The following is a 19,518-nucleotide window of genomic DNA, read 5'->3' on the forward strand; positions in this document are numbered from 1 at the left end:
TCAAAATCGGGTACGCCCTGGCTGTTTTGGCCCAGGCGTACGTCGAAATTGATCTTCGTTTTGCCCCGGGTACCTTTTTTTAGTAGTTACCAGGATAACGCCATTGGAGGCGCGGGAACCATACAGTGAATTGGAAGCTGCATCTTTTGAGATCACGATGGATTCAATATCGGCGGGGTTATATGAAGAAAGGGGAAATGCGCTGGGTACGCCATCTACAACTACCAATGGATCGGATCCTGCAGTCAAAGAACCTAAACCGCGTACGCGGATAGCAGCTTCGCTACCTGGCTGACCGCTTGCGGTAGACAGTTGTACACCAGATACCATTCCTTCCAATGCTCTTGACAAAGTGGTAACGTGTTGCTGGCTGATGGCTTGAGATGAAAGGGTACTTACTGAACCGGTAAGGTCTTTCTTTTTAACCTGTCCAAATGCTACGACCACTACTTCGTTCAAAGAAGCTGGTAAGGCTTTTAATTGAATGATGAAGCCGCCGCCAACTGCTTTGGACAAGGTATTTTCGCCCAATGAAATGGAGCCACCGGCAGGAATGGCCAGCAGGCGGGAAACGGGAATCTCCAGGGGTAAAACCCACGGAGGAGATCACTATAATGGCGGATTCATCGACCCCTGGAGGGAGAATTGTCCGGTTGTAGAAGAGGTAGTTCCTTGTTTGGTACTTTTTATGGAGATGGAAGCCGAGTTGATGGGCTCCCTGGTTTCGGCATTGACCAATTGTCCGGAGATGATCACATCGGGTACGGCCACGCTATCGGGCAGTACAGCTTTCGGTGTAGTCTTACGCATCATGACGATGGTTTTGTCTTCGACGATGTAAGACAGGGGCTGGTCGCTGAGGGCCTTGTTGAGGAATTCGGTCAATGGCATGCCCGTGGCAGATACGGAAACGGGTTTAGCATTTGACAGTAATTCCTTGTTACAGAATACAATGAATCCGGTTTGTTTTTTAATGGCGGTGAATACTTTTTCCAGGGAGATGTTATTGCCGGACAAAGTAATGGTTTGGGAATCTGCATGGGCGGAAACCTGCAGGCAGAAAGCCATTAGAAAAAAGCACTTAGTTTCATGACCTTACAAATTTTGCTACCTAAGCCACCTGAGGAGCTGCTCCTAGCCGGCTGTAAGCGGAAATCCTATTGGGTGAGTGCGCTCTACTCTTCCCTACTGGATAAACAGTTTTTGCATAACTTACAACAGTTTTGGTTATTAAAAGATCCGTTAGCCAACGGTTTATAATGCCATGACGACTCACTCCCTTGCCAGGTAGTGTTTTTTTGGCCGGGTCATGTTGCCGCATGATCCGGTTTTTTATTTGACAGCCATCATGGGCTTTATTTATAGACGACCAGTTTACGGCCAGCTTCTACTCTAAAATGGACTTCGGAAACCTTGAGGGCCCTGATGAGGGATTCAAGGGTCATGTTCCGGCTTAAGCCTCCCACGAAGCTTAAATTGGGCACTCCTTTTTCATATAGCACTTGTATATCATACCAGCGTTCCAATTGTTTCATCACCTGGTCGAAGGGGATGTTCTCTAAATTGAAATATCCGTTCTTCCAGGCGATCGCAGCTTCGCCTACGTTATTGGCGACGAACAGCAATTGGATCTTGTTATTGATCTGGGCCTCCTGACCGGGTATTAAAGTAACCACACGTGGGGGATGGCTGGATGATGGATTGTTGTCGGTAGCATTCACACGTACGCTTCCCTCCAGGAGGGTTGTTCTTTCAAGGCTTTCATCATCATAGGCATATACATTAAAACTGGTGCCCAATGCTTGTACCTCCTGGTTCTTTGTTTGTACGATGAAAGGTTTTATTTTATCATGTGCTACTTCAAAATAGGCCTCACCGGTTATTTCGACTCTCCTTTCTTTATTGTTAAATGCGATGGGATAGGTAATGCTACTGGCGGCATTTAACCACACTTTAGAACCATCGGGCAGAACCAGTTGGAACTGCCGGCCTTTGGGTGTGGACATGGTATTGTAGACCATTGTTGTGCCGGCATCCCGGGCATCGCCCGCCTGGTAGATCACCCGGTTATTTTGCAAGGATATCTGAGCACTACCCTGGTTGCCGATGATACCATTGGCGGCACTATCCAACACGATGCGCCGGCCATCGGCCAGGGTTAAGATAGCGCCATTACGCCCTGGTAAAATGGGTTCGGGCTTCGTGGTCACTGCACTGTATTCTTTGGGATGGGCTTTTTATCGGTCAGCATTTTCCATACGAATACAGATCCTATCAACAGGAGGATGGCTGCAGCAGCCGCCCAGGTAAACCGAAAACGGATAATACGGGCAGCAGGCTCCCGCATAGGTTCGGCTGGCCATTGATTCAATATCTTATCTGCCAGCTGTTGTTTTTGCTGTAATGAAAAACTATGGTCGTCCTGCAACTGATCCCATATTCTTTCTATTAAAGGCGCCCATCCGGCTTTGGTGGCACCTGATTCCAATAATTCAATTAACTCCGCTTTTTCCTGCGGGGTGGCTGTTTTATTAAACCACTTTGCATACAATTCGTCCAGCCTGGTATTGCCAGTCTCCATATAGATAGGTTGTATATCGAGAGACAACGCAAACGGCAAAAAGGGGATATAGGTGGGATATATTTTTAAAGAAAGTATATATTAACAGCATGGCAAGGGGTAGCTTGTCTGACATGTATTTTTTATAGCGGCATTGGCATACTGGAGGTATTTTTGATGGCATCCTTCGACACGTTCATTTCACTAGCGGCCTGCTCATACTTATAGCTCTGGTGCCTGCACAGGGTCCAGGCTTTTTGTTGTTGTGGGGGAGGTGTTCAATAGCCTCCTGCATAAGGGTAAACAGTATTTCCTGGTGGTTGTTTTCTTCTGCATCAGACCGGGTCATCTCCTGTTGCCATTCCCATTCCTTGTTTTTTTCCCGTGCCAACTTTTTAAGGGCATTGAAAGCATGGTTTCGGGAAACAATCAATAAGAAAGAACGAAAACTTTGTATATGAGGGAGGGTTTCTCTTTTGAGCCAGAGTTTTACAAATATATCCTGGACGATTTCTTCGGCCAGGGGCCTGTCGTCAATATGCTGGTAGATAAATTTGAATAGCAATCCTGAATAATCCAGTACCAATTTCCTGAAAGCCTGCTCGTTGCCAGCTGCCACCAATAATAGCAGCTCCTTTTCAACGGTTGATTGATCATGTATCACTCAGGGCAGGGTTGTTTGGTTTCGCGTATAAATTATACCAATAGTAGCAAAACAAATTTAGGTTAATTCGATCTACTGCAGGTTGTTTTCTATACATGAAAAGTTAATCGCCGGGAGGAACGGTATTAGCGCGGCTAAGTCGGTATTGACAGGCATCTTTAGGCTACTGTCAGGAATGTAGCCGGAGGCTACGAAATAGGCTCACCCGCCAGAGGCGAGCGAGTGTAGAATTAGCGCGGCTAAGTCGGTTTTGACTGGCATCTTTAGGCTACTGTTCAGGTCTGTAGCCGGAGGCTACGAAATAGGCTCACTCGCCAGAGGCGAGCGAGTGTAGAATTAGCGCGGCTAAGTCGGTTTTGACTGGCATCTTTAGGCTACTGTCAGGAATGTAGCCGGAGGCTACGAAATAGGCTCACCCGCCAGAGGCGAGCGAGTGCAGGGGTCATTGATCATGGGTTGATAAGCTGGCTCGTTGGGAGCGGGCATATAAGAGGAGGAAGATAAACGGCCTTTCAATCCATTAAAATCAAATAGCTGCTCATTGGAAAAGCTGCGCCATTGGAGGGGAATGGAGTAAAGAAGGCGGTGATGGTTTGGAGGTCGATGTTGCGGTGATCTACTAGTACATAGTCGGGTGCATGTTGTATGATCAACTGGTTTAACACCGGAAAAGGATTTATCAAAAAAGAAGTATATTTTAGTGATAGCAACAATCCTCCCGTCTCCTACGCTAATGAGTGCCCTCTTTTTTATCCACCCTTACTTTTCGTTTTTTTTATTATTCACTCAATACCTAACTATTATGAGAAAGTACTTTTCGATTTATGTTTTAGGTTTATGTATTATGGGATTGTTGTATTCCTGTGGAGGGGAGGATAAAGCGCCTGCCACTGCAACTATAGGGTCGGCTGTTGCGGAGCCGGGGCAAGTTGTGATAGACCGTGCAGAGGTACTGGTCAATACGGTATTAACGCAAGAGCAGCAAAGAGCCTTAGCACCTGCAGATGTTATTAAGATCTTAAAAGACGGGAATAATGATTTTGTGAATGATCATCTGACGATCCGGAACAATTCGGCAAGAATAAGAGCTGCTGCGCTGAATCAGTTTCCGAAAGCGATGATCCTTTCCTGTTTGGACTCACGGGTTCCGGTAGAGGATGTATTTCACCGGGGCATTGGGGATATTTTTGTAGGACGTGTAGCAGGAAACATTGTAAATGAAGATCTGCTGGGCAGCATGGAGTTTAGTTGCCGGGTTACAGGAGCCCGGGTGATTTTGGTAATGGGGCATGAGGATTGCGGCGCGATCAAGTCGGCCATTGATGATGTAAAGCTGGGTAATATCACTGCGTTGCTGGCGCGGATACGACCTGCGGTTACGAGCTTAACGGGATTTAACGGTGAAAAAGTTCTAAGAATGGCAGTTTTGTTCATGCGGTGTGTGAACAGAATGTCAGGCTTACAATAGAAAACATCCGTAAGCATAGTCCGATCCTGGCAGGGATGGAGAAAAATAAGGAACTCCTTATACAGGGGGCGGTATATGATATGCAAAGTGGGAAAGTGGCCTTTTGTAAGGTATCAAGGTTATTACTAATAATCAGGCGCCTGCCTGCCAGAGCAGGGCCTTTTTATTTGCCGGTATTCGTTTCTGCGCCTATATTTGTGACAGGTGGAAGGGCCGCCTGTTCCCACAAAAGATCAATTCACCCTTTATTCTTCCAGCATCATTGTTTATTTAATTTCCGCCAAGCTGTGGGTGATTGGCAAAAAGGAAATTATATGAACTTACTACAACCGATACGGTTACGCGCCTTAAAAACCCGCACAGTCTTTTTACTCAAGGATCTTTATAAGGGTTCGCCTGCTTCGCTTTCAGCAGCCAGGTTGTTACTTAAAGTACCTGCCTTCACGGGTAAATCATTTCAATGGCTATTGGACCATCCGGAGGAAGTTAAATTAAAACATGGGTATCAGGCTATTGCCCTTGACCTGGGTTTTACTACCTGGGCGAGTTTAAAACATACTGTTGTTTTACAGGACTGTCTATACAGGCCGGGCGGAGTGGCCTATATCCATGCCTGGTTCCGGGATTATTTTTCGGCCGAAGTGTACTTCAAACAACATGGGGATTCCTATTGGCTTTCTGGAAGGATTTTATTGTTTGCGGAAAGGAATACATTCAATGTCTGGGGCTTGATGGCTATGAAGTGCATTGGCAAAAGATTGGTTATAACTGGGTGGAACCAAGGGATGAGGCTTCTTATATTTTTTACTAAAGGAGGCAACGCATCATTATTTATTACAACAATAAAAGGATATGAAGAATTATTTTGGCAGGATGATCGTCCTGGTAGAGGACTACGATCAAGCCTTTGGATTCTATAACAGGAATTTCGGTTTCCAAAAGATCTTTGAATTGACTACGGATGTAGGGCAACGATTTTTACATATTGGCTCAGGTGGTACAGGGAAGCAGGTATCTGGTTCCTACAGGCAGAGGGGAAGACGCAGCAAAGCAGGATTGGCAGTCAGACAGGTGAACAGCCGGCCATGGTGATCTATACCACGGAACTGCATGTGCTCTATGAGCAATTGCTCAACAATGGGGTCAGGATCAAAACGGAGCCGGTGATCACTCCGGCATATTCGTTCCTGCATTGTTATGACCTGTATGGCAATGAAATTGTGGTGGTGGAGTTGGTGTAAGTTATTTCAGTTGTTCAAAAAAGTAGACGCCTTTTTTATTGGAAGTAATGATATCCAATAATCCATCTTTATTGATATCCTGTACTACGAAGGAGTTGCCGATGCCGGAATTGTTGTCAATTTGGTGGGGTATCCAACGGGGTGTTTTGCCAGGTTGAAATTCAAACCAATAGAGTACGGCGGGTTCAAAGGCGCCGGGGTCTTTTCCGTTGTGGGCAAAATAACGTTTGCCGGTGATCAGATCGGGATATCCATCTCCATTGATATCGTCCATAGCCATGGCATGGGATTGGGAAAATTGTTTGCTGATCAAATGGGTGGTCCAGGTGGATCCGCTGTTGTTATTTTCCTGTTGTTCGTGCCACCAGATGCCGTAATTGTGGGCGGAAGAGGAAAGGATATCTGGATCCCCATCGAGGTCGGCATCTACTACAAACATATTGGCGCAATCTTCGCCCAGGTTGGCGGGGTGAAAATTCCATTGGGGGCTTTTAACATCGGCAGGGGCTTCCCACCACCCGATCTTTACGATCAAGTCATTTCTACCATCGCCATTCACATCGCCCCAGCCTATGCCATGTGTATAGCGATGGGTGGCGCGCAGGCTATCGTTACTGATGAGGTAACGTTGCCAGTTGGTATGGCCTTTGGCAGCAGGGGCCTTTAACCAGATCACTTCTTTATTGGCTGGGTCATTACAAACAATGTCTTTTCGACCATCCTGGTCTACATCAATGAATAAAGGTGTTTCAATACCGGCAGATGGCACTATGAGGTGGCTTGTCCAAAGGGTATTGGCATTTTTAGGATTCTCATACCATCGGCAAGGGCCTCCCGGCACGTCGAAGCGGATGAGATCGGCCCAGCCATCGTTGTTGACGTCCAGGCAAAAATTGAGGAAGGTGGTACTGTATCCTTTGACGGGATCTAAGGTATCGGCATGGAGCAGGTGGCGCTGCCAGCCTGGAGCTTCATACCAATAATGGCCGGCCAATACATCTATACGGCCATCGTTGTTAACATCGCCCACGGCAGCGCCTTCGGATACAAAGACGGCGCTGATGGTATGTTTTTTAAAGGTACCTGATGATCTTTTTTGTTGTTTGGGCTGAGCATGGGCATGCAGGATGGATATTGCTGTAATGCAAAGGACGAGTATGACGCGTGGGCAAAAGTCTGTTGATTTCATGATAGCGTTTTTGACCAGGGTGAGCCGCCCTTTGAGGGTCCGAAAGTCCGGAAGACCGGAAGTCCGGAAGAAAACCCCTTACTGCGCTTCGACAAGCTCAGGGTGAACGTACACAGGGTGAGCCGCCCTTGAAGGGACCCACCCTATGGCAAGTTCACAATGAATATAGTAAAAAGCAACAGATACCGAACAGGGAGCTGAATTACTTTACATAAAAGGGAATATTGGCGGTGGCCACGTTGTTGTTGCCATCGGTGATGTACAGGAATAAGCGGTAGGCGCCCTCCCTGGCAGGGGTTTTCAAGGTGACCTTTCCTTCGCCGCGGATGGTGATCAACGCTTCTATTGGTTTGGGCCTGGCTTCAAAGTCGCCACCTTCGCTTAATTGGGTGGGCTCGGGCACCACTTCCCAACGCCAGGTGAGTGGATCGCGGTCGGGATCGGTTGCTACGGCGATGGCATTGACATTGGCACCCGAAGTCAGGTAAATATTGTCAATGGCCTTCTTATTATCCAATTGCAAAGAATATAAATGAGGAGCTTTATTGGCAGGCCAGTTGCCTGACCAGAGGTATTGGATGACATCTACTACTTCGGATTCTTCCCCTTTATCGGTAAAAACACCATACCAGGTAGGGGTACGCTCCTGTTTTTGACCCCAGAGAAATACATAGGAACCCAGGCATTTTTCGCGATCACGTTCTACTGAATATTCATAGCGGCTTTTATACACGGCTGCCTTTTCGCTGCTGGTTTCCTCAATGGAGGATTGCCAGGTTGTTTGCAATCCTTCCCAATGGCCGGTGGGCCCCCACTCTGTTACGAGGTAAGGGCCCTCCCAACCGGCATTACGAATGGTGGCGGGTAAAGTGGCCAGTCCGGCATAGGTATTGACGGACAGGAGATCAAGACCGGTGGACCTTTCTTTGATCAGATCAACGAGGTTTTTATTGATGCCTGCCAATACGGTGGTAGCAGGATGGTTGGGATCGACGGCATGGATCATTTTAGCAATCGCAGACACGGCATCCCACACTTTGGGGTTCTTGTATTGGAGGTTCAGCTCATTACCAATGCCCCAGGCCAGGAGCGCAGGATGATCTTTGTATTTGATCACTTCACCACGCAATTGGTTGAGTTGTTTGGTGACGGCTAGGGTATCATCATAATTAAAGCCATGACGTTCGCGGGCCACATCGAGGCCCAGCAAAACGGTCAAGCCGTATTTGTGGGCAGAATCAATACGGCTTGTGCACCGCGGGTACCCCAGGTGCGGATGGAATTGCCCCCATAGGCAGCAATCCGGGCAGGATAGGCATTGCCGCCCGCCCCTTTTACAAAATAGGGTTGGCCTGCCCTGTATAATTGGTACCCACTGGTTGTTTTACGCAATTCTGTTTTTACGACGGCTGATGGAGGTTCTTGTTTTGAAGGCTGGGTATAGCTGGTCATGACCACTAAACACGTGATTACGCACATGGCAAAGCATTTCCTTTTCATCCTATTTTAGATTTGTATGATTGACACTTTTAGCGGTGGTAAAATTAGTGATCCGTACAGGGGGAAAGAAAAATGGCACTACATCGCTTCTACATCCAAATGGATAAAACGGTGAGAACAGAAGCTTTTTACTACATCATTACTACGTCAATCGTGGAATGACAAGCTACGAGCTGTGAGATACGAGCTGCGAGCGGGGCAAAGCCAGAGGCGTTGAAATAACTGTCACCAGCCAGAGGCTGGCGACTGAGAAGGCTGGCGACTGACAATCGCTGATTTAGGGATTAAAACGGATTACACGGATTAAAGGCAGGAGTGGTAAACTGCAAGCTGTGAACGGAGGTGGCAAAGCCGGAGGCTTTGAAATAGGCGTCACCAGCCGGAGGCTGGCGACTGAACAGGAAGGCTGGTGACTGAACAGGATTAAGATTTTAGGTTATTGAAAGGTCCAGCGTTCGCGGCCTACTTCGGCAGTGGGGGCAGTTCGCCGGCATTGCGATCGGGAGGTTCTACGCCCAGGAGGTGTTTTACAAAGAAATCGCGTTTTCGCATCCGGCCATAATTGCCGCCATCGCTATGGCCCATACCGGGAATGGACAGGAGGTCGAAACTTTTGCCTGCCTTCATCAGGGCATCAGCTACGCGGTATGTGGATTCGGGCGGTACATTGGTATCGGCCTCTCCTACGATCAACAAGAGTTTGCCCTGCAGCTTAAAGGCATTGGTTACGTTGGATTGGTCATCATAATGTTTTGCTACCGGGTACCCCATCCATTGTTCATTCCACCATTGTTTGTCTACGCGGTTATCGTGGCAACCGCAGGCTGAAACGGCCGCTTTGTAGAATTCGGGATGAAAAAGTAAGGCGCCAGTGGAATTTTGTCCGCCGGCAGAAGTGCCATAGATACCCACTCTGCCCGCATCTACAAAGGAATACTTTTGGGCAAGGGCTTTGATCCACAAGATCGGTCGGGCAAACCTGCATCGGCCAGGTTTTTCCAACATAGATCATGAAAGGCTTTGGAGCGGTTGGCGGTACCCATGCCGTCGATCATTACTACAATGAAACCCAGTTCGGCCAGGCTTTGCATTTCGCTGTAGGGGTAAAATTCTTGGGCACAAAGGCATCATGTGGGCCGGCATAGATATTTTCGAGGACAGGGTATTTTTGGATGGATCATAATCGGAAGGCTTGCTTAGGATACCCCAGATATCGGTAACGCCATCACGGGCTTTGGCCACAAATACTTCGGGAGGACGTACACCTGCCCGCTCATAAAGTGACAGATCGGCCTCTTCCAATAACATGATCTCTTTGGCATCGGCGGTGCGGGCCAATATGGTACGGGGCGCTGTGTTGACCTGGGACCAGGTATCGGTAAAGTAGGTTTTATCGTCAGACATGACAAGGGTATGGTTGCCAGTAGCGGGGTGAGGGCTTTCAGGTTCCTGCCATCAAAACTGATACGGTAATAATGGATATTGTAGGGGTCCTCCCCTGCCTGCATACCACTAGCACGGAACCAGATCTCTTTCTTAGCCGGGTCGACGGAATCTACGCCCCGTACGACCCAATTACCGGTAGTAACGGGTTGTTCTTTGCCTGACAGGAGATCAACGAGGTAGATATGGTTCCAGCCATTTTTCTCTGAAGTACGGATCAACTGGTTGGTGGTGAGGTAATGGGTAAAGTTGCGGTTGTTATAAATGAAAGTATTTGTTTGTTCATCGAGGAGGGTGCTGGCTATGGCATTGGCAGCATCGACTAGCAGTATGCGGAAACGCTGGTGGCCGCGGTCCATTTTTTCATAGGTATAGTAGCGGGGATCGCCCGTGCGCCAATGGGGTTCGGGCGCTGATAAAAATCAATGGGACCGGCATTTACTTTCACGGCTTTCTTTTGGTCGAGCTGAAAAATAAATGGTGTGTAGATGGTCCAGGGATCACCGGGTTGTTTGTAAGGCTGTGAGCGCAACTGGCCGCGCATAGTGCCTGGCTGTGCGGTAAGGATATAAAATACGGAGGAGTCTTTTACGGTATTGATATGATAACCGGTGAGGTACTTGCTATCGGGGCTCCAATAAACACCGCCATAGGGCTTATCAGGTTTGCCATCGGTGGTAAACTGAATGGGCTCGCCTCCTTTGGTTGGCTTTACAAACAAGTTGCCCTGGTCTATGTATGCTTCCCATTGTTGATTGGGAGCGGTGTTGCCATTGGGAAAAGCGCTGTTGAACCTGAAACGGGCAGGGGGCGATTGGCAGGAGTATGCGGCGGCGGGGCAGGCAGTTTGGTACAGGAATAGGAAGTAAGGTTGCATTCGATGTAATGGCCCTGGCAAGTGAAACGCATGGCCTGTTGATTGGGCGTAATATCGACCGGGGTAATGAAAGGCCGTAGTGAATCGATGGCGATGCCTATTTGCTGCAAGGCGGCTGCCAGTTTTTGGGGCTGAAAGAGGGGTTGTTTTTCGCTTTCGCGATATCGACAAAAATGTATTGCTGTACGCTATCCTGCAGGAGATTGCGGTACCAGGCGGTTTTGCCACCCGGCAGGTAGTTGATGGTAACGGTGGTTTTGAATACGGTGTTTTTGGTAGCGCTGTCTATTTGAGCGGCCCGCTTGTACCGTTTCACCATTTCTTCATGGGAAGGCTGATAGGGGAAACGGTTTGGGCATTGAGTGGGCCGCCGCGGGTAATGGCCAGCAGGAGTAATACGGGAACAAATTTATGCATAGTGAGTGAAGGCTTTGTGGAGCCTAAAATTATCACTATTCGTTGCTGCAGGCTTTACCAATATTACCGGTTTCTGAACATATACAACCATACGCCAAGGGGGTTAAAGCGGCTCCTGCTATTTGCCATACATGAAGGTGTTCGCCCAGGAAAATAACGGCGATGAGGGCGCCTATGACGGGATCGAGGTTGATGAATACGCCGGCCTGGGAAATTGACTCCAGTATGTAGATATGGTATTGGGTGAGTGGGGAAATACAGCTACGAGCTATGAGGTAAGAGCTGGGAGCAAATACGGTAAGAAGTGGAGGCTACCTAGTGGTAAATGGGGGTGGCCAGGCGCTTACCTTAGCTACAAATATTTCAACCACCACTTATTGTGGGTGGCTTTGTATTGGCCAAACCAAACGCAGGGTTTATACAATAAGATGACTACGCCAACCCATAGCAGGTAAATGGCCCAAAGGGGTACACCGGTGGGTATATTGGCGGGCCTGCCAAAGGTGCCGGTAGCAAATTCCATTTGTGACCAGGAAATGCGCTGTGCCAGGAGGATCACAAGCAGGATCAAATGAATGATGTAAAAGTGGAGGAGGAAATAGAATAAAGGTACTTTACCATATTTGATCACGATGCCGGACAGCCGCCCCTGCCAGTTTTCGGCAGCAGCCAATAGCAGGAGGGTGATGCCCAGGGTAGACAGACAAAACAATAAGGAAGGAGGATATTTAGTAATGTTCATGAAGGAAAGAAAGGTATAGACGGGGCTTTTTGGGTTGACCAGGGGGTATCGCCATATAGGTTGATAAAACGGATGGCTACAAATAAGGCCAAGGCAATGAATCCTGCACGGGTGAAGGTTTTTTTCGCCGGGCACTGTCGACCTCAAAATAACGCCCTGCCGCGTACCCTACGAGCATGATACCCAACCAGGGAATGGGTGGGTACCCGATGATCAGGGTGGACTTGCCCAGTACAAAACCAGCGGGACTGAACAAAGGAGAAAGAATGGCCATGGTTTTTGAGTCCTGTGCAAATGGAATGAGGGATGTGAGGTTGTGGCAAAATATGATGACCAGGCCTATGATGGCTATTGTTTTCCAGGATAGTTTACTCATGAAGGACAACATGATGAACCCAACTCCAATGGCTGCTATGACCTCGAAAATAAAGTTGTGAAAGCCGAGGTCGAAATACAGTCCGAAATTAACGAGGGTAAACTCCAACAGGATAAGGTACAGGCCACGCTTCAGGAGGAAGCGCCTGCCCTTTTGGGGGAAGGGTTGCGCTGTAAGGATATAAAAACGGAAGCGCCTGATAAAAATACGAAAGTGGGTGCGCAGAGATGTGTTATCCAGCGGGTAAAAACAAGGTGGGTATAGTGGTATTGAAATCGGTAGGGCTTAGGGTGATGGAATCAATATGGAGGAGGTCGCGCACATGGTCGAGGGCCATGATGATCATGACGAGGCCTCTGGCAAAATCAATGGTATGTATCCTTTTCATTGGAGGGGTATTACTGGTAAGTTAGGGAATGGCATTTAAGTAGTTAAAATTGGTGGTAATTCTGGTATTGGAGCAGGAATACAAGGGGCATTTGGACAGGTTGACGGGCCCAATTGCCCGTTTGGGGAGGTGTTGGGTATTTTGGGTAAATTGGATGATTATTATTGTTGTTGATGAAAAGGCTGGTCAGCACATATCGTATTAAGGAAGGGCTTGTTGTTGCATTGTTTTTCCGGCTGCCCTGGCGCTTTCGGATAGCAGTCGTACTACGACGCTACTGCATTTTATTTCTTCTTTCCTGATCATCTTTTCGCAGTGGTGTATGAATTTTGGATTGGTTGATTTCCGGAAATCAGGCAGGCGCTATGGCCGGATCGCGCTTTCGTACGGGTTGTCGATCGTGATCTACTTGTGCATCGGGCTACTGCTGGACCTGACGGGCAAACTACTTTCAACCACGCGGGGCAATTGGGGTCATTCTTTCAGCAGTTGGTTTTTTATTTGTCTTACGCTATTCCTGTTCAATACGCTGATCTTACTGATCAAACATGTGTATGACAGTAATGCTGAGAAAAGGGATATGGCGCTGGAGAATGAGCTGTTGAAACGGGAGAATCTGAATGCGGAACATGAAGCGCTGAAGCAACAGGTGAACCCTCATTTTTTATTCAACTCGCTCACCACGCTGAAATCGCTCACGAAACACGATCCGCAGCAAGCGGTCAACTTTATAGGAGAGCTGGCTTCGGTGTACCGGTATATGTTGCAGCACCAGGACAAACCGATGGTAACGCTGGGTGAGGAACTGGATTTTATGCGCTCGTATTTATATTTACTGCGCATCCGGTTTGGAGATGCGCTTTGCACGGAGATACAGGTACCCGATACGGTGCTGGGATATGGTATGCCAGCCAATACGTTGCAATTGCTGGTAGAAAATGCGGTAAAACACAATGGGCTTTCGATGAAGCGGCCTTTGTATATTTCTATTTTGGTGGCCGGCGACTACCTGGCGGTCAGGAACAATTTGCAGGTAAAGGCAGTGGAAACGGCTTCCTCCCGGCTTGGGTTATCGAATGTCAGCCGGCGGTATGTATTGTTAAAAGGAAAAGACATTATTATTAAAAAGGATGAGCAGGCTTTTGAAGTGCTGCTACCGATACGCTAATTATATGACGGTTTTGATCATAGAAGATGAAGTGCAAACGGCCAGGGACCTGAAGGAATCGATCAAGTCCTTACAGCCGGATTATACGATCCTTGGCATCGTGGACAGTGTGGAAGGGGGCCTGGAATGGTTTGACCATAACGATATGCCTGACCTTATTTTTCTGATATTCAATTGGGGGATGGACTGGTCTTTGACCTGTTCAGGCAGGTGCGCATCGCCTGTCCGGTGGTATTTTGTACGGCTTATGATCAATATGCTATCCAGGCTTTCCGTAATAATGGGATTGATTATTTGTTGAAACCACTGGATGAAAGTTTGCTCATAGAATGCCTGGACAAGATCAATAGTCTGCTACACAAACAGGCCCCACAACTGGAACAGGAAAAGCTGACCTCGTTATTAAAGGGTATGGCGGGCAATCAGAAGTCCTACAAATCGACCTTCCTGGTGAGTTACCGGGAGAAGCTGATCCCGGTGGCTGTAGGGGATATAATGTTTTTCCGCATCATGGAGGAAGGGGTGACGTTATACACGAGGGACAATCAACTGTACCGGCTCACGGATCCGCTGGACCATATTGAATCGGTGGTTGATCCTGGTTTATTTTATCGTGCCAACCGGCAGTACCTGGTGGCGTTTAAAGGGATCAAGGAAGTAGAAGTGTATTATGATCGTAAGTTGTTGGTGCGGCTTACTTTACCCGGGGTTGATCCGGTGATTATCAGTAAGGCCAAGGCTACTGATTTTTGGGGTGGATGGAGAAGTAAGGCCGGCAGTCGGCTCGTTTGCTTCGAGGAGGTAGGCACAAGTACGCCAGGCACAAGGGCCAGGCTGCATACGCCAGGGGCTAAGAGGTGACACCTTTTCGTTTTCGTGGTAAGGGAAAGGTGTCACCTCTTTCCTGATGAAGGTGAGCCGCTCTACAGCGCTGCACCGGCCAGTCTGCAGAGCGACCCACCTTTCGCCAGGGGCAAACAAATAAAATTTGGATGACTGTTCCTTGCGCCAGGGGCTAAGAGGTGACACCTTTTCGTTTTCGTGGTAAGGGAAAGGTGTCACCTCTTTCCTGATGAAGGTGAGCCGCTCTACAGCGCTGCACCGGCCAGTCTGCAGAGCGACCCACCTTTCGCCAGGGTGCAAACAAATAAAACTTGGATGACAGTTCCTTGCGCCAGGGATTTGACTGATTTTTTGAATTGGATGGAGAAGTGAGGTATTTTGATTTATTCGATCCTGACGCCAACGCGCAATGGCCTGTGGGCAACGGCATGGCAAATGCCTCATTGACCTCCTGCAGGGTGAACTCATTCTCTACTATGGCAGCAAAGGGATATTTGTGGGCATGGAGGTTTAGAAATTCAAAGGCATTTTTGAAGTCGGTAAAGTTGTAGTTGTGCAACCCTCTTATGGTAATCAGGCGGCGGATGATCTTTTCGGGATCTATTTGCAGGGGCGGGTACGGGCATTATGAATATGTGTGCTTATATTTTTGCAGCGATTGGCGAACCGGTGATGGGCAAGCTTATTGATCACACGGGCAACAAATCGGTAATTTTCCCAACGGTTGGGTTGATCGCGTTATTAAGCGCCATCACCATATTGCTTACGGCATTCTTTAAAAAAGAGCCGGAGGCTCCATCAACATCAATTCATCATCTACCATCAATAAATACTACGGCATGATCAGTTTGGCAGTTTTGATATGGCGGGCACTACCGTCAATGAGGACAACCTGGTGTATAAGGCAGTGCAACAGGCTATTAATGAAAAAGGATTTGAGTTTACGCTGGACCAGGTGCTGGCAGCGGGAGCAGGCAAAGAGAAGTTGCAGGCGATCAGGAGTGTATTGGCACTGGAGGGTATTGACAATGAGGCCCTGGCAAATGAGATCTTCCAACAGTTTTTAGTGTTATTAGACATTGCGTATTCCACGCAACCGATCACGGAACAACGGAATGCCACACAACTTTTTCATAAGTTACGCAACAAAGGAATCCGGGTAGTGATGAATACGGGGTACAACCGCACCACAGCAGAAGGACTGATCGAAAAGATCGGCTGGAAAAAGGTATCGACTTTGATGGGCTGGTAACGGCATCGGATGTACCGGCCAACCGGCCCCACCCTGCCATGATTTTATTGGCTATGCAGGAACAAGGCATTACGGATGCACAGCAGGTATTGAAAGTAGGTGATTCGATCATCGATATTGAAGAGGGCCGCAATGCCGGATGCCGCTACAGCATCGGTATTACGACGGGGGCACATACTTATGAACAGTTAGCCAGTGCCAGACCGGATTTTATTATCAATGACCTGATTGAGGTGTTGTTGATCGTGGAATCGCAGAATTAATCGCTGATTAATCGCGGATTGAATCGCGGATTACGGGGATTTGCAGCGCGGATTTAAGCGCTGATTGTGCGGATCTGAAACGCAGATGACGCGGATTCAGGGGGATTGTGCTGATTGGAATTGCACGGGATGATATGCTGTTAAATGGCCGGAAGTCTGGAAAGCGCGATAACCGGTCATGTGCTTTGTATGATTTAAGTTGTTGTTTTAATTGCCTGGTGGCCCAGGTTCTATTCTTTTGAGGGGGAGGTGTTTTCTTTCTTCTTGTTCCTGGTGCACTCAACTGAAGGTGTCCTCTTTTTCTTTTCTGCGTATGATGGTTTCCTACTGACCTTGGATTTTGTTGAAGGTGAGGTGGGCAATGGCCCCTTCGAGGAAACAGCATCCTGCTATATGCTTTGTCCGCCAACCAGGAACTATTGGCTCGCTCTCCTGCCGGCCAGGAATACATCCATGAAAAATTCCCCTCTTTTATTGAAGTCCTTTGGTCAGGCGGTCTTTCTATCGCTGTGCACTGCTGAATGTTTGAGGCTTTACGGAAGGCGCCTTCGGCAAAGCCTGGTGAGCCAGCAGTTGAGTGAAGAAAGACCACCCGATCAAAGAACTTTGTGAAACGGTTGCCCGCGGTGCAACCTATCTACATCCATTGTTGCTTTGGGTGGGAGGCGCCAGCTTCCCTGCCACTTTGTGCAAAAATGGGCTGTTTTTGTGTTTAGTGCTATTAGTATACTCTATCTATAGGGAAGGTATACTGAAGCTATACTGAAGGGATACTGAAGGGATACTGATTATTGATTACTCAGAGCTTTGTAAATTCTTTACTGTTGTCTTCTGTGCTTTGCTTCTGGTCCTTATGCTTATTCTTTCTTTTCTTTTTCAGTAACACTGCAGGGCAAACGTACGACACTGGATAGGCCATTTCCAAATGTGTTTTTGTCGTTTCGGCTATTTTATGTCGAAAGCGCTATAAATCGACGTAATTGACGTCGATTTATAGCGCTTTCGACATAAACCGGCAATGGGGTGTTGGAAAAGGGTATCCTGGTGTTGTATGTTTGTAATCGCAGATAGAATCGCAGATTAATGGATTAAACAGATTTCGCAGATTTAAACGCGGATATAATCGCGGATTAAGGGATTAAAGTGATTTCGCGGATTGAAACGCAGATGCAAGGATTAAATGGATTTCGCAGATTATGAACTTTTGCTTCGTTGGGTCTCTTTTGAGGGGTTTGGCGGAGTATCAATAAAGAAGCTGATCGACTGTGTGGACGGGGCCCCTAAGCACGGTTGATGTACGAGGAGTGTTGTGCAACACTTGGGAATACCAGCTTGGAGCGACGAGCTACGAGCTGTGAGCTGTGAGCCTTAGGAGTCAGCAGTCAGGTTTTAGGTTTCAGCTATCAGCCCTGGCTTTTAGCGCCCAGGTTGGGCTATTAGCGGTTGGGTTCTAGCAGTTGGCCTTAAGGTTTCGCCATTAGCAGTTTGTTGATGGCTACCGGCTGAGGGCTATTGCCACTGGTTTTCATTTTGCTGCTGTGATCTATGAAAGGCTTTGGTGAGCCAGCCACCAGGGCTCGACGGCACAAGTACGCCTGGTACAGTTACCGGGCTGCCTACTTGCGCCAGGAGCCAAGAGGTGACACCTTTTCGTTTTCGTGGTAAGGGAAAGGTGTCACCTCTTTCCTGATGAAGGTGAGCCGCTCTACAACGCTGCATTTGCCAGTCTGCAGAGCGACCCACCTTTCGCCAGGGGCAAACAAATAAAATTTGGATGACAGCTCCTTGCGACAGTAACAGCAGAATGGAAGGCAGGTTTTGGCCGGGACAAGGGCCTTGGCTTGAACTGTTAGGAGCTAACGGTTAGGTAGCCTGATTTTCAACATGTCAATGTTTGGTAAGTACATACAGTAATGCATGCCATCACCTGTATTGACCTGGTGTTACTATGCAATGGCCCCGTTCGTGAGAGCGGGGCTATTTTTTAGAATAAAATCAACGCCACCGTCGTAAGGTGCAATCATCAGTTCCTTTTCTATTGAAATGAAAATTACGCGTAGGTTATCCTCCGCCATGTCTCTGAGCAAAGAATCGAATTTTCGAGGTATCCAAATTTGTTCGCTGAACATTGGGTGGTAAAACGCTCCTGTTTCATATACATCGGGGCTTACTTGATGAAGATCGATCTTTTCCAGTAAAATAAAGGGGATTTGCGCAATAGAATCAGCCTCGGTAAGGGGATGTAACTCTGTATAGCCTTCCTGTGTATGCTCACCAGTGACCAACAGGAAATTTTCATTTTCGCCTATCAGGTCGGTAATGATCTGGTTCTGCCTATTGAGTAGGATATTCCATTCCTGGTCATCGCCTGGATACCGCTTTGACTGGGGCAAGCTATGAATCCTGAACCATCTATCGGGATAGTCATGTCTGAAATAATGAGATACTGGTATCGTTTCCGGAAAATTGGCGTCCCAAAACGCTTTGAATTCTTCTGCAGTCATCTACTTTAATTAAAGGACTCTACGTATATGCCCCAATACATAATTGGCGCTTTCGACTATGGTGTTAATGTGGGAAATCCATTGTTTTAGTTTCAACTTTAGAATCATTAGCCTTAATTTCAGCTACTTTTGCAGCCTTCCAAAACTGGAATAAAGAAGCATTATCTTCCATAAACTGTTTAAGTCTCTCACTTGGAGATTTCGAAAGCCATATTTTTAACTGCAGCTCCTTTATGTATTCTGGTGTATCATTCATACTGTTAATAAATCAAAAGTTTTCAGATTCAATTTACTGATCCATTTCTTACTATAAGGCCAATCCATATATTCAATAGCAGCAAGATTTTTGATATCTTCTGCCTGTTGCGCCGATTGATACTCCTGTATCCATATTACTTTTGAAATAAGTAAGTCTTCCGGAGATACTACATAAATTGCTTTATCGAAAAGTCAACGTACATCTGTTATTTTTTGAAAGAAAGCGATCATAGGAAGGACAAGTTACTTCAAGTCATTCTATAAACCAAAAACCGCCGTCTACATAATTGGTTTACAACCATGTGCAAAAATTGTTCTTCCAACAATAGTGCCTTGCTACCTATAATAAAACGCCTATTTGCACT

The 19,518-nt window shown here is 47.4% G+C and carries 26 protein-coding genes and 1 pseudogene; 7 read left to right on the forward strand and 20 right to left on the reverse strand.

Annotated elements, in window-relative coordinates; all coding sequences use genetic code 11:
* The 6 genes from RS881_RS46160 to RS881_RS46185 all read right to left on the reverse strand — a co-directional run bounded on the left by RS881_RS46160 (position 1) and on the right by RS881_RS46185 (position 3,889).
* Positions 1-516, reverse strand: coding sequence for a TonB-dependent receptor plug domain-containing protein (locus tag RS881_RS46160; RefSeq protein WP_315816973.1), 516 nt, complete (start codon positions 514-516; stop codon positions 1-3).
* A gap of 93 nt (positions 517-609) precedes the next feature.
* Positions 610-1,068 carry an STN and carboxypeptidase regulatory-like domain-containing protein gene (locus RS881_RS46165; RefSeq protein ID WP_315816974.1) on the reverse strand — a complete coding sequence of 153 codons (459 nt, stop codon included), beginning with the start codon at positions 1,066-1,068 and terminating at the stop codon, positions 610-612.
* Between the two features lie 287 nt (positions 1,069-1,355).
* Positions 1,356-2,210: a FecR family protein gene (locus RS881_RS46170; protein ID WP_315816975.1), complete on the reverse strand. Its 855-nt coding sequence runs from the start codon at positions 2,208-2,210 to the stop codon at positions 1,356-1,358.
* The gene (locus tag RS881_RS46175) at positions 2,207-2,581 is read right to left on the reverse strand and encodes a hypothetical protein (RefSeq protein WP_315816976.1); all 375 of its coding nucleotides are present in this window, start codon (positions 2,579-2,581) and stop codon (positions 2,207-2,209) included. The genes RS881_RS46170 and RS881_RS46175 overlap by 4 nt, the downstream gene beginning before the upstream one ends.
* 175 nt (positions 2,582-2,756) lie before the next feature.
* Entirely contained in the window at positions 2,757-3,224 is a 468-nt protein-coding gene (locus tag RS881_RS46180) for an RNA polymerase sigma factor (RefSeq protein ID WP_315816977.1), read from the reverse strand.
* Between the two features lie 512 nt (positions 3,225-3,736).
* Positions 3,737-3,889, reverse strand: a complete 153-nt coding sequence (locus tag RS881_RS46185; protein ID WP_315816978.1) for a hypothetical protein — start codon at positions 3,887-3,889, stop codon at positions 3,737-3,739.
* Positions 3,890-4,026: 137 nt separating this feature from the next.
* Here RS881_RS46185 and RS881_RS46190 point away from each other — a divergent pair, with 137 nt between their 5' ends.
* The 3 genes from RS881_RS46190 to RS881_RS46200 all read left to right on the forward strand — a co-directional run bounded on the left by RS881_RS46190 (position 4,027) and on the right by RS881_RS46200 (position 5,933).
* Positions 4,027-4,692, forward strand: coding sequence for a carbonic anhydrase (locus RS881_RS46190; protein ID WP_315816979.1), 666 nt, complete (start codon positions 4,027-4,029; stop codon positions 4,690-4,692).
* An 852-nt stretch (positions 4,693-5,544) separates the two neighbouring features.
* The gene (locus tag RS881_RS46195; protein WP_315816980.1) at positions 5,545-5,784 is read left to right on the forward strand and encodes a hypothetical protein; all 240 of its coding nucleotides are present in this window, start codon (positions 5,545-5,547) and stop codon (positions 5,782-5,784) included.
* Positions 5,778-5,933 (forward strand): hypothetical protein, encoded by a 156-nt coding sequence (locus RS881_RS46200; protein ID WP_315816981.1) that lies wholly within the window; start codon positions 5,778-5,780, stop codon positions 5,931-5,933. The genes RS881_RS46195 and RS881_RS46200 overlap by 7 nt, the downstream gene beginning before the upstream one ends.
* Before the next feature lies 1 nt (position 5,934).
* On the opposite strand, the gene RS881_RS46205 is transcribed toward RS881_RS46200, so the two are convergent.
* The 11 genes and pseudogenes from RS881_RS46205 to RS881_RS46255 form a co-directional block, all read right to left on the reverse strand.
* Positions 5,935-7,122, reverse strand: coding sequence for an FG-GAP repeat domain-containing protein (locus RS881_RS46205; protein WP_315816982.1), 1,188 nt, complete (start codon positions 7,120-7,122; stop codon positions 5,935-5,937).
* A gap of 202 nt (positions 7,123-7,324) precedes the next feature.
* Positions 7,325-8,341 (reverse strand): glycoside hydrolase 5 family protein, encoded by a 1,017-nt coding sequence (locus RS881_RS46210; protein WP_315816983.1) that lies wholly within the window; start codon positions 8,339-8,341, stop codon positions 7,325-7,327.
* The gene (locus RS881_RS46215; protein WP_315816984.1) at positions 8,338-8,601 is read right to left on the reverse strand and encodes a hypothetical protein; all 264 of its coding nucleotides are present in this window, start codon (positions 8,599-8,601) and stop codon (positions 8,338-8,340) included. The genes RS881_RS46210 and RS881_RS46215 overlap by 4 nt, the downstream gene beginning before the upstream one ends.
* A gap of 483 nt (positions 8,602-9,084) precedes the next feature.
* Positions 9,085-9,713: pseudogene (locus RS881_RS46220) on the reverse strand (alpha/beta hydrolase family protein).
* A 105-nt stretch (positions 9,714-9,818) separates the two neighbouring features.
* Positions 9,819-10,424, reverse strand: a complete 606-nt coding sequence (locus RS881_RS46230) for a DPP IV N-terminal domain-containing protein (RefSeq protein ID WP_315816987.1) — start codon at positions 10,422-10,424, stop codon at positions 9,819-9,821.
* Positions 10,388-10,942: a DPP IV N-terminal domain-containing protein gene (locus tag RS881_RS46235; RefSeq protein WP_315816988.1), complete on the reverse strand. Its 555-nt coding sequence runs from the start codon at positions 10,940-10,942 to the stop codon at positions 10,388-10,390. Before RS881_RS46235 ends, RS881_RS46230 begins: the two co-directional genes overlap by 37 nt.
* 97 nt (positions 10,943-11,039) lie before the next feature.
* Positions 11,040-11,261 (reverse strand): hypothetical protein, encoded by a 222-nt coding sequence (locus RS881_RS46240; RefSeq protein ID WP_315816989.1) that lies wholly within the window; start codon positions 11,259-11,261, stop codon positions 11,040-11,042.
* A gap of 133 nt (positions 11,262-11,394) precedes the next feature.
* Positions 11,395-11,631, reverse strand: coding sequence for an EamA family transporter (locus RS881_RS60860; RefSeq protein ID WP_350340328.1), 237 nt, complete (start codon positions 11,629-11,631; stop codon positions 11,395-11,397).
* A gap of 80 nt (positions 11,632-11,711) precedes the next feature.
* Entirely contained in the window at positions 11,712-12,101 is a 390-nt protein-coding gene (locus RS881_RS46245) for an acetyltransferase domain-containing protein (RefSeq protein WP_315816990.1), read from the reverse strand.
* A 76-nt stretch (positions 12,102-12,177) separates the two neighbouring features.
* On the reverse strand, positions 12,178-12,585 hold the full coding sequence (locus RS881_RS46250) for a heparan-alpha-glucosaminide N-acetyltransferase domain-containing protein (RefSeq protein WP_315816991.1): 408 nt from the start codon (positions 12,583-12,585) through the stop codon (positions 12,178-12,180).
* Positions 12,586-12,709: 124 nt separating this feature from the next.
* The gene (locus tag RS881_RS46255; RefSeq protein WP_315816992.1) at positions 12,710-12,865 is read right to left on the reverse strand and encodes a hypothetical protein; all 156 of its coding nucleotides are present in this window, start codon (positions 12,863-12,865) and stop codon (positions 12,710-12,712) included.
* A 322-nt stretch (positions 12,866-13,187) separates the two neighbouring features.
* On the opposite strand from RS881_RS46255, the gene RS881_RS46260 reads away from it, so the two are divergent.
* Both RS881_RS46260 and RS881_RS46265 read left to right on the forward strand, forming a co-directional pair.
* Positions 13,188-14,033, forward strand: coding sequence for a sensor histidine kinase (locus RS881_RS46260; RefSeq protein ID WP_315816993.1), 846 nt, complete (start codon positions 13,188-13,190; stop codon positions 14,031-14,033).
* Positions 14,034-14,207: 174 nt separating this feature from the next.
* The gene (locus tag RS881_RS46265; protein WP_315816994.1) at positions 14,208-14,894 is read left to right on the forward strand and encodes a LytR/AlgR family response regulator transcription factor; all 687 of its coding nucleotides are present in this window, start codon (positions 14,208-14,210) and stop codon (positions 14,892-14,894) included.
* Positions 14,895-15,048: 154 nt separating this feature from the next.
* Here the strand turns inward: RS881_RS46265 and RS881_RS46270 are convergent, their stop codons facing one another.
* Positions 15,049-15,435: a hypothetical protein gene (locus tag RS881_RS46270; protein ID WP_315816995.1), complete on the reverse strand. Its 387-nt coding sequence runs from the start codon at positions 15,433-15,435 to the stop codon at positions 15,049-15,051.
* A gap of 303 nt (positions 15,436-15,738) precedes the next feature.
* Here RS881_RS46270 and RS881_RS46275 point away from each other — a divergent pair, with 303 nt between their 5' ends.
* Positions 15,739-16,128 (forward strand): HAD family hydrolase, encoded by a 390-nt coding sequence (locus RS881_RS46275; protein WP_315816996.1) that lies wholly within the window; start codon positions 15,739-15,741, stop codon positions 16,126-16,128.
* Complete coding sequence (locus RS881_RS46280; protein ID WP_315824825.1) at positions 16,122-16,391, forward strand: HAD family hydrolase; 270 nt, start codon at positions 16,122-16,124, stop codon at positions 16,389-16,391. Before RS881_RS46275 ends, RS881_RS46280 begins: the two co-directional genes overlap by 7 nt.
* Before the next feature lie 1,946 nt (positions 16,392-18,337).
* On the opposite strand, the gene RS881_RS46285 is transcribed toward RS881_RS46280, so the two are convergent.
* Positions 18,338-18,895 (reverse strand): DUF3885 domain-containing protein, encoded by a 558-nt coding sequence (locus RS881_RS46285; RefSeq protein WP_315816997.1) that lies wholly within the window; start codon positions 18,893-18,895, stop codon positions 18,338-18,340.
* Positions 18,896-18,959: 64 nt separating this feature from the next.
* Entirely contained in the window at positions 18,960-19,151 is a 192-nt protein-coding gene (locus tag RS881_RS46290; RefSeq protein WP_315816998.1) for a hypothetical protein, read from the reverse strand.
* Positions 19,152-19,518 lie beyond the last annotated feature (367 nt).

This window comes from Paraflavitalea speifideaquila, from assembly GCF_032395985.1.
GTDB lineage: Bacteria > Bacteroidota > Bacteroidia > Chitinophagales > Chitinophagaceae > Paraflavitalea > Paraflavitalea speifideaquila.

What these genes read in the sequence shown, in the direction of transcription:
- RS881_RS46215 (WP_315816984.1), bottom strand. Translation starts at nt 8,601, where the DNA reads ATGTGCGTAATCACGTGTTTAGTGGTCATGACCAGCTATACCCAGCCT.
- RS881_RS46260 (WP_315816993.1), top strand. Translation starts at nt 13,188, where the DNA reads ATGAATTTTGGATTGGTTGATTTCCGGAAATCAGGCAGGCGCTATGGC.
- RS881_RS46205 (WP_315816982.1), bottom strand. Translation starts at nt 7,122, where the DNA reads ATGAAATCAACAGACTTTTGCCCACGCGTCATACTCGTCCTTTGCATT.
- RS881_RS46245 (WP_315816990.1), bottom strand. Translation starts at nt 12,101, where the DNA reads ATGAACATTACTAAATATCCTCCTTCCTTATTGTTTTGTCTGTCTACC.
- RS881_RS46165 (WP_315816974.1), bottom strand. Translation starts at nt 1,068, where the DNA reads ATGGCTTTCTGCCTGCAGGTTTCCGCCCATGCAGATTCCCAAACCATT.
- RS881_RS46275 (WP_315816996.1), top strand. Translation starts at nt 15,739, where the DNA reads ATGGCGGGCACTACCGTCAATGAGGACAACCTGGTGTATAAGGCAGTG.
- RS881_RS46290 (WP_315816998.1), bottom strand. Translation starts at nt 19,151, where the DNA reads ATGAATGATACACCAGAATACATAAAGGAGCTGCAGTTAAAAATATGG.
- RS881_RS46240 (WP_315816989.1), bottom strand. Translation starts at nt 11,261, where the DNA reads ATGGTGAAACGGTACAAGCGGGCCGCTCAAATAGACAGCGCTACCAAA.
- RS881_RS46175 (WP_315816976.1), bottom strand. Translation starts at nt 2,581, where the DNA reads ATGGAGACTGGCAATACCAGGCTGGACGAATTGTATGCAAAGTGGTTT.
- RS881_RS46190 (WP_315816979.1), top strand. Translation starts at nt 4,027, where the DNA reads ATGAGAAAGTACTTTTCGATTTATGTTTTAGGTTTATGTATTATGGGA.
- RS881_RS46195 (WP_315816980.1), top strand. Translation starts at nt 5,545, where the DNA reads ATGAAGAATTATTTTGGCAGGATGATCGTCCTGGTAGAGGACTACGAT.
- RS881_RS46255 (WP_315816992.1), bottom strand. Translation starts at nt 12,865, where the DNA reads ATGAAAAGGATACATACCATTGATTTTGCCAGAGGCCTCGTCATGATC.
- RS881_RS46200 (WP_315816981.1), top strand. Translation starts at nt 5,778, where the DNA reads ATGGTGATCTATACCACGGAACTGCATGTGCTCTATGAGCAATTGCTC.
- RS881_RS46285 (WP_315816997.1), bottom strand. Translation starts at nt 18,895, where the DNA reads ATGACTGCAGAAGAATTCAAAGCGTTTTGGGACGCCAATTTTCCGGAA.
- RS881_RS46235 (WP_315816988.1), bottom strand. Translation starts at nt 10,942, where the DNA reads ATGCAACCTTACTTCCTATTCCTGTACCAAACTGCCTGCCCCGCCGCC.
- RS881_RS46230 (WP_315816987.1), bottom strand. Translation starts at nt 10,424, where the DNA reads ATGGACCGCGGCCACCAGCGTTTCCGCATACTGCTAGTCGATGCTGCC.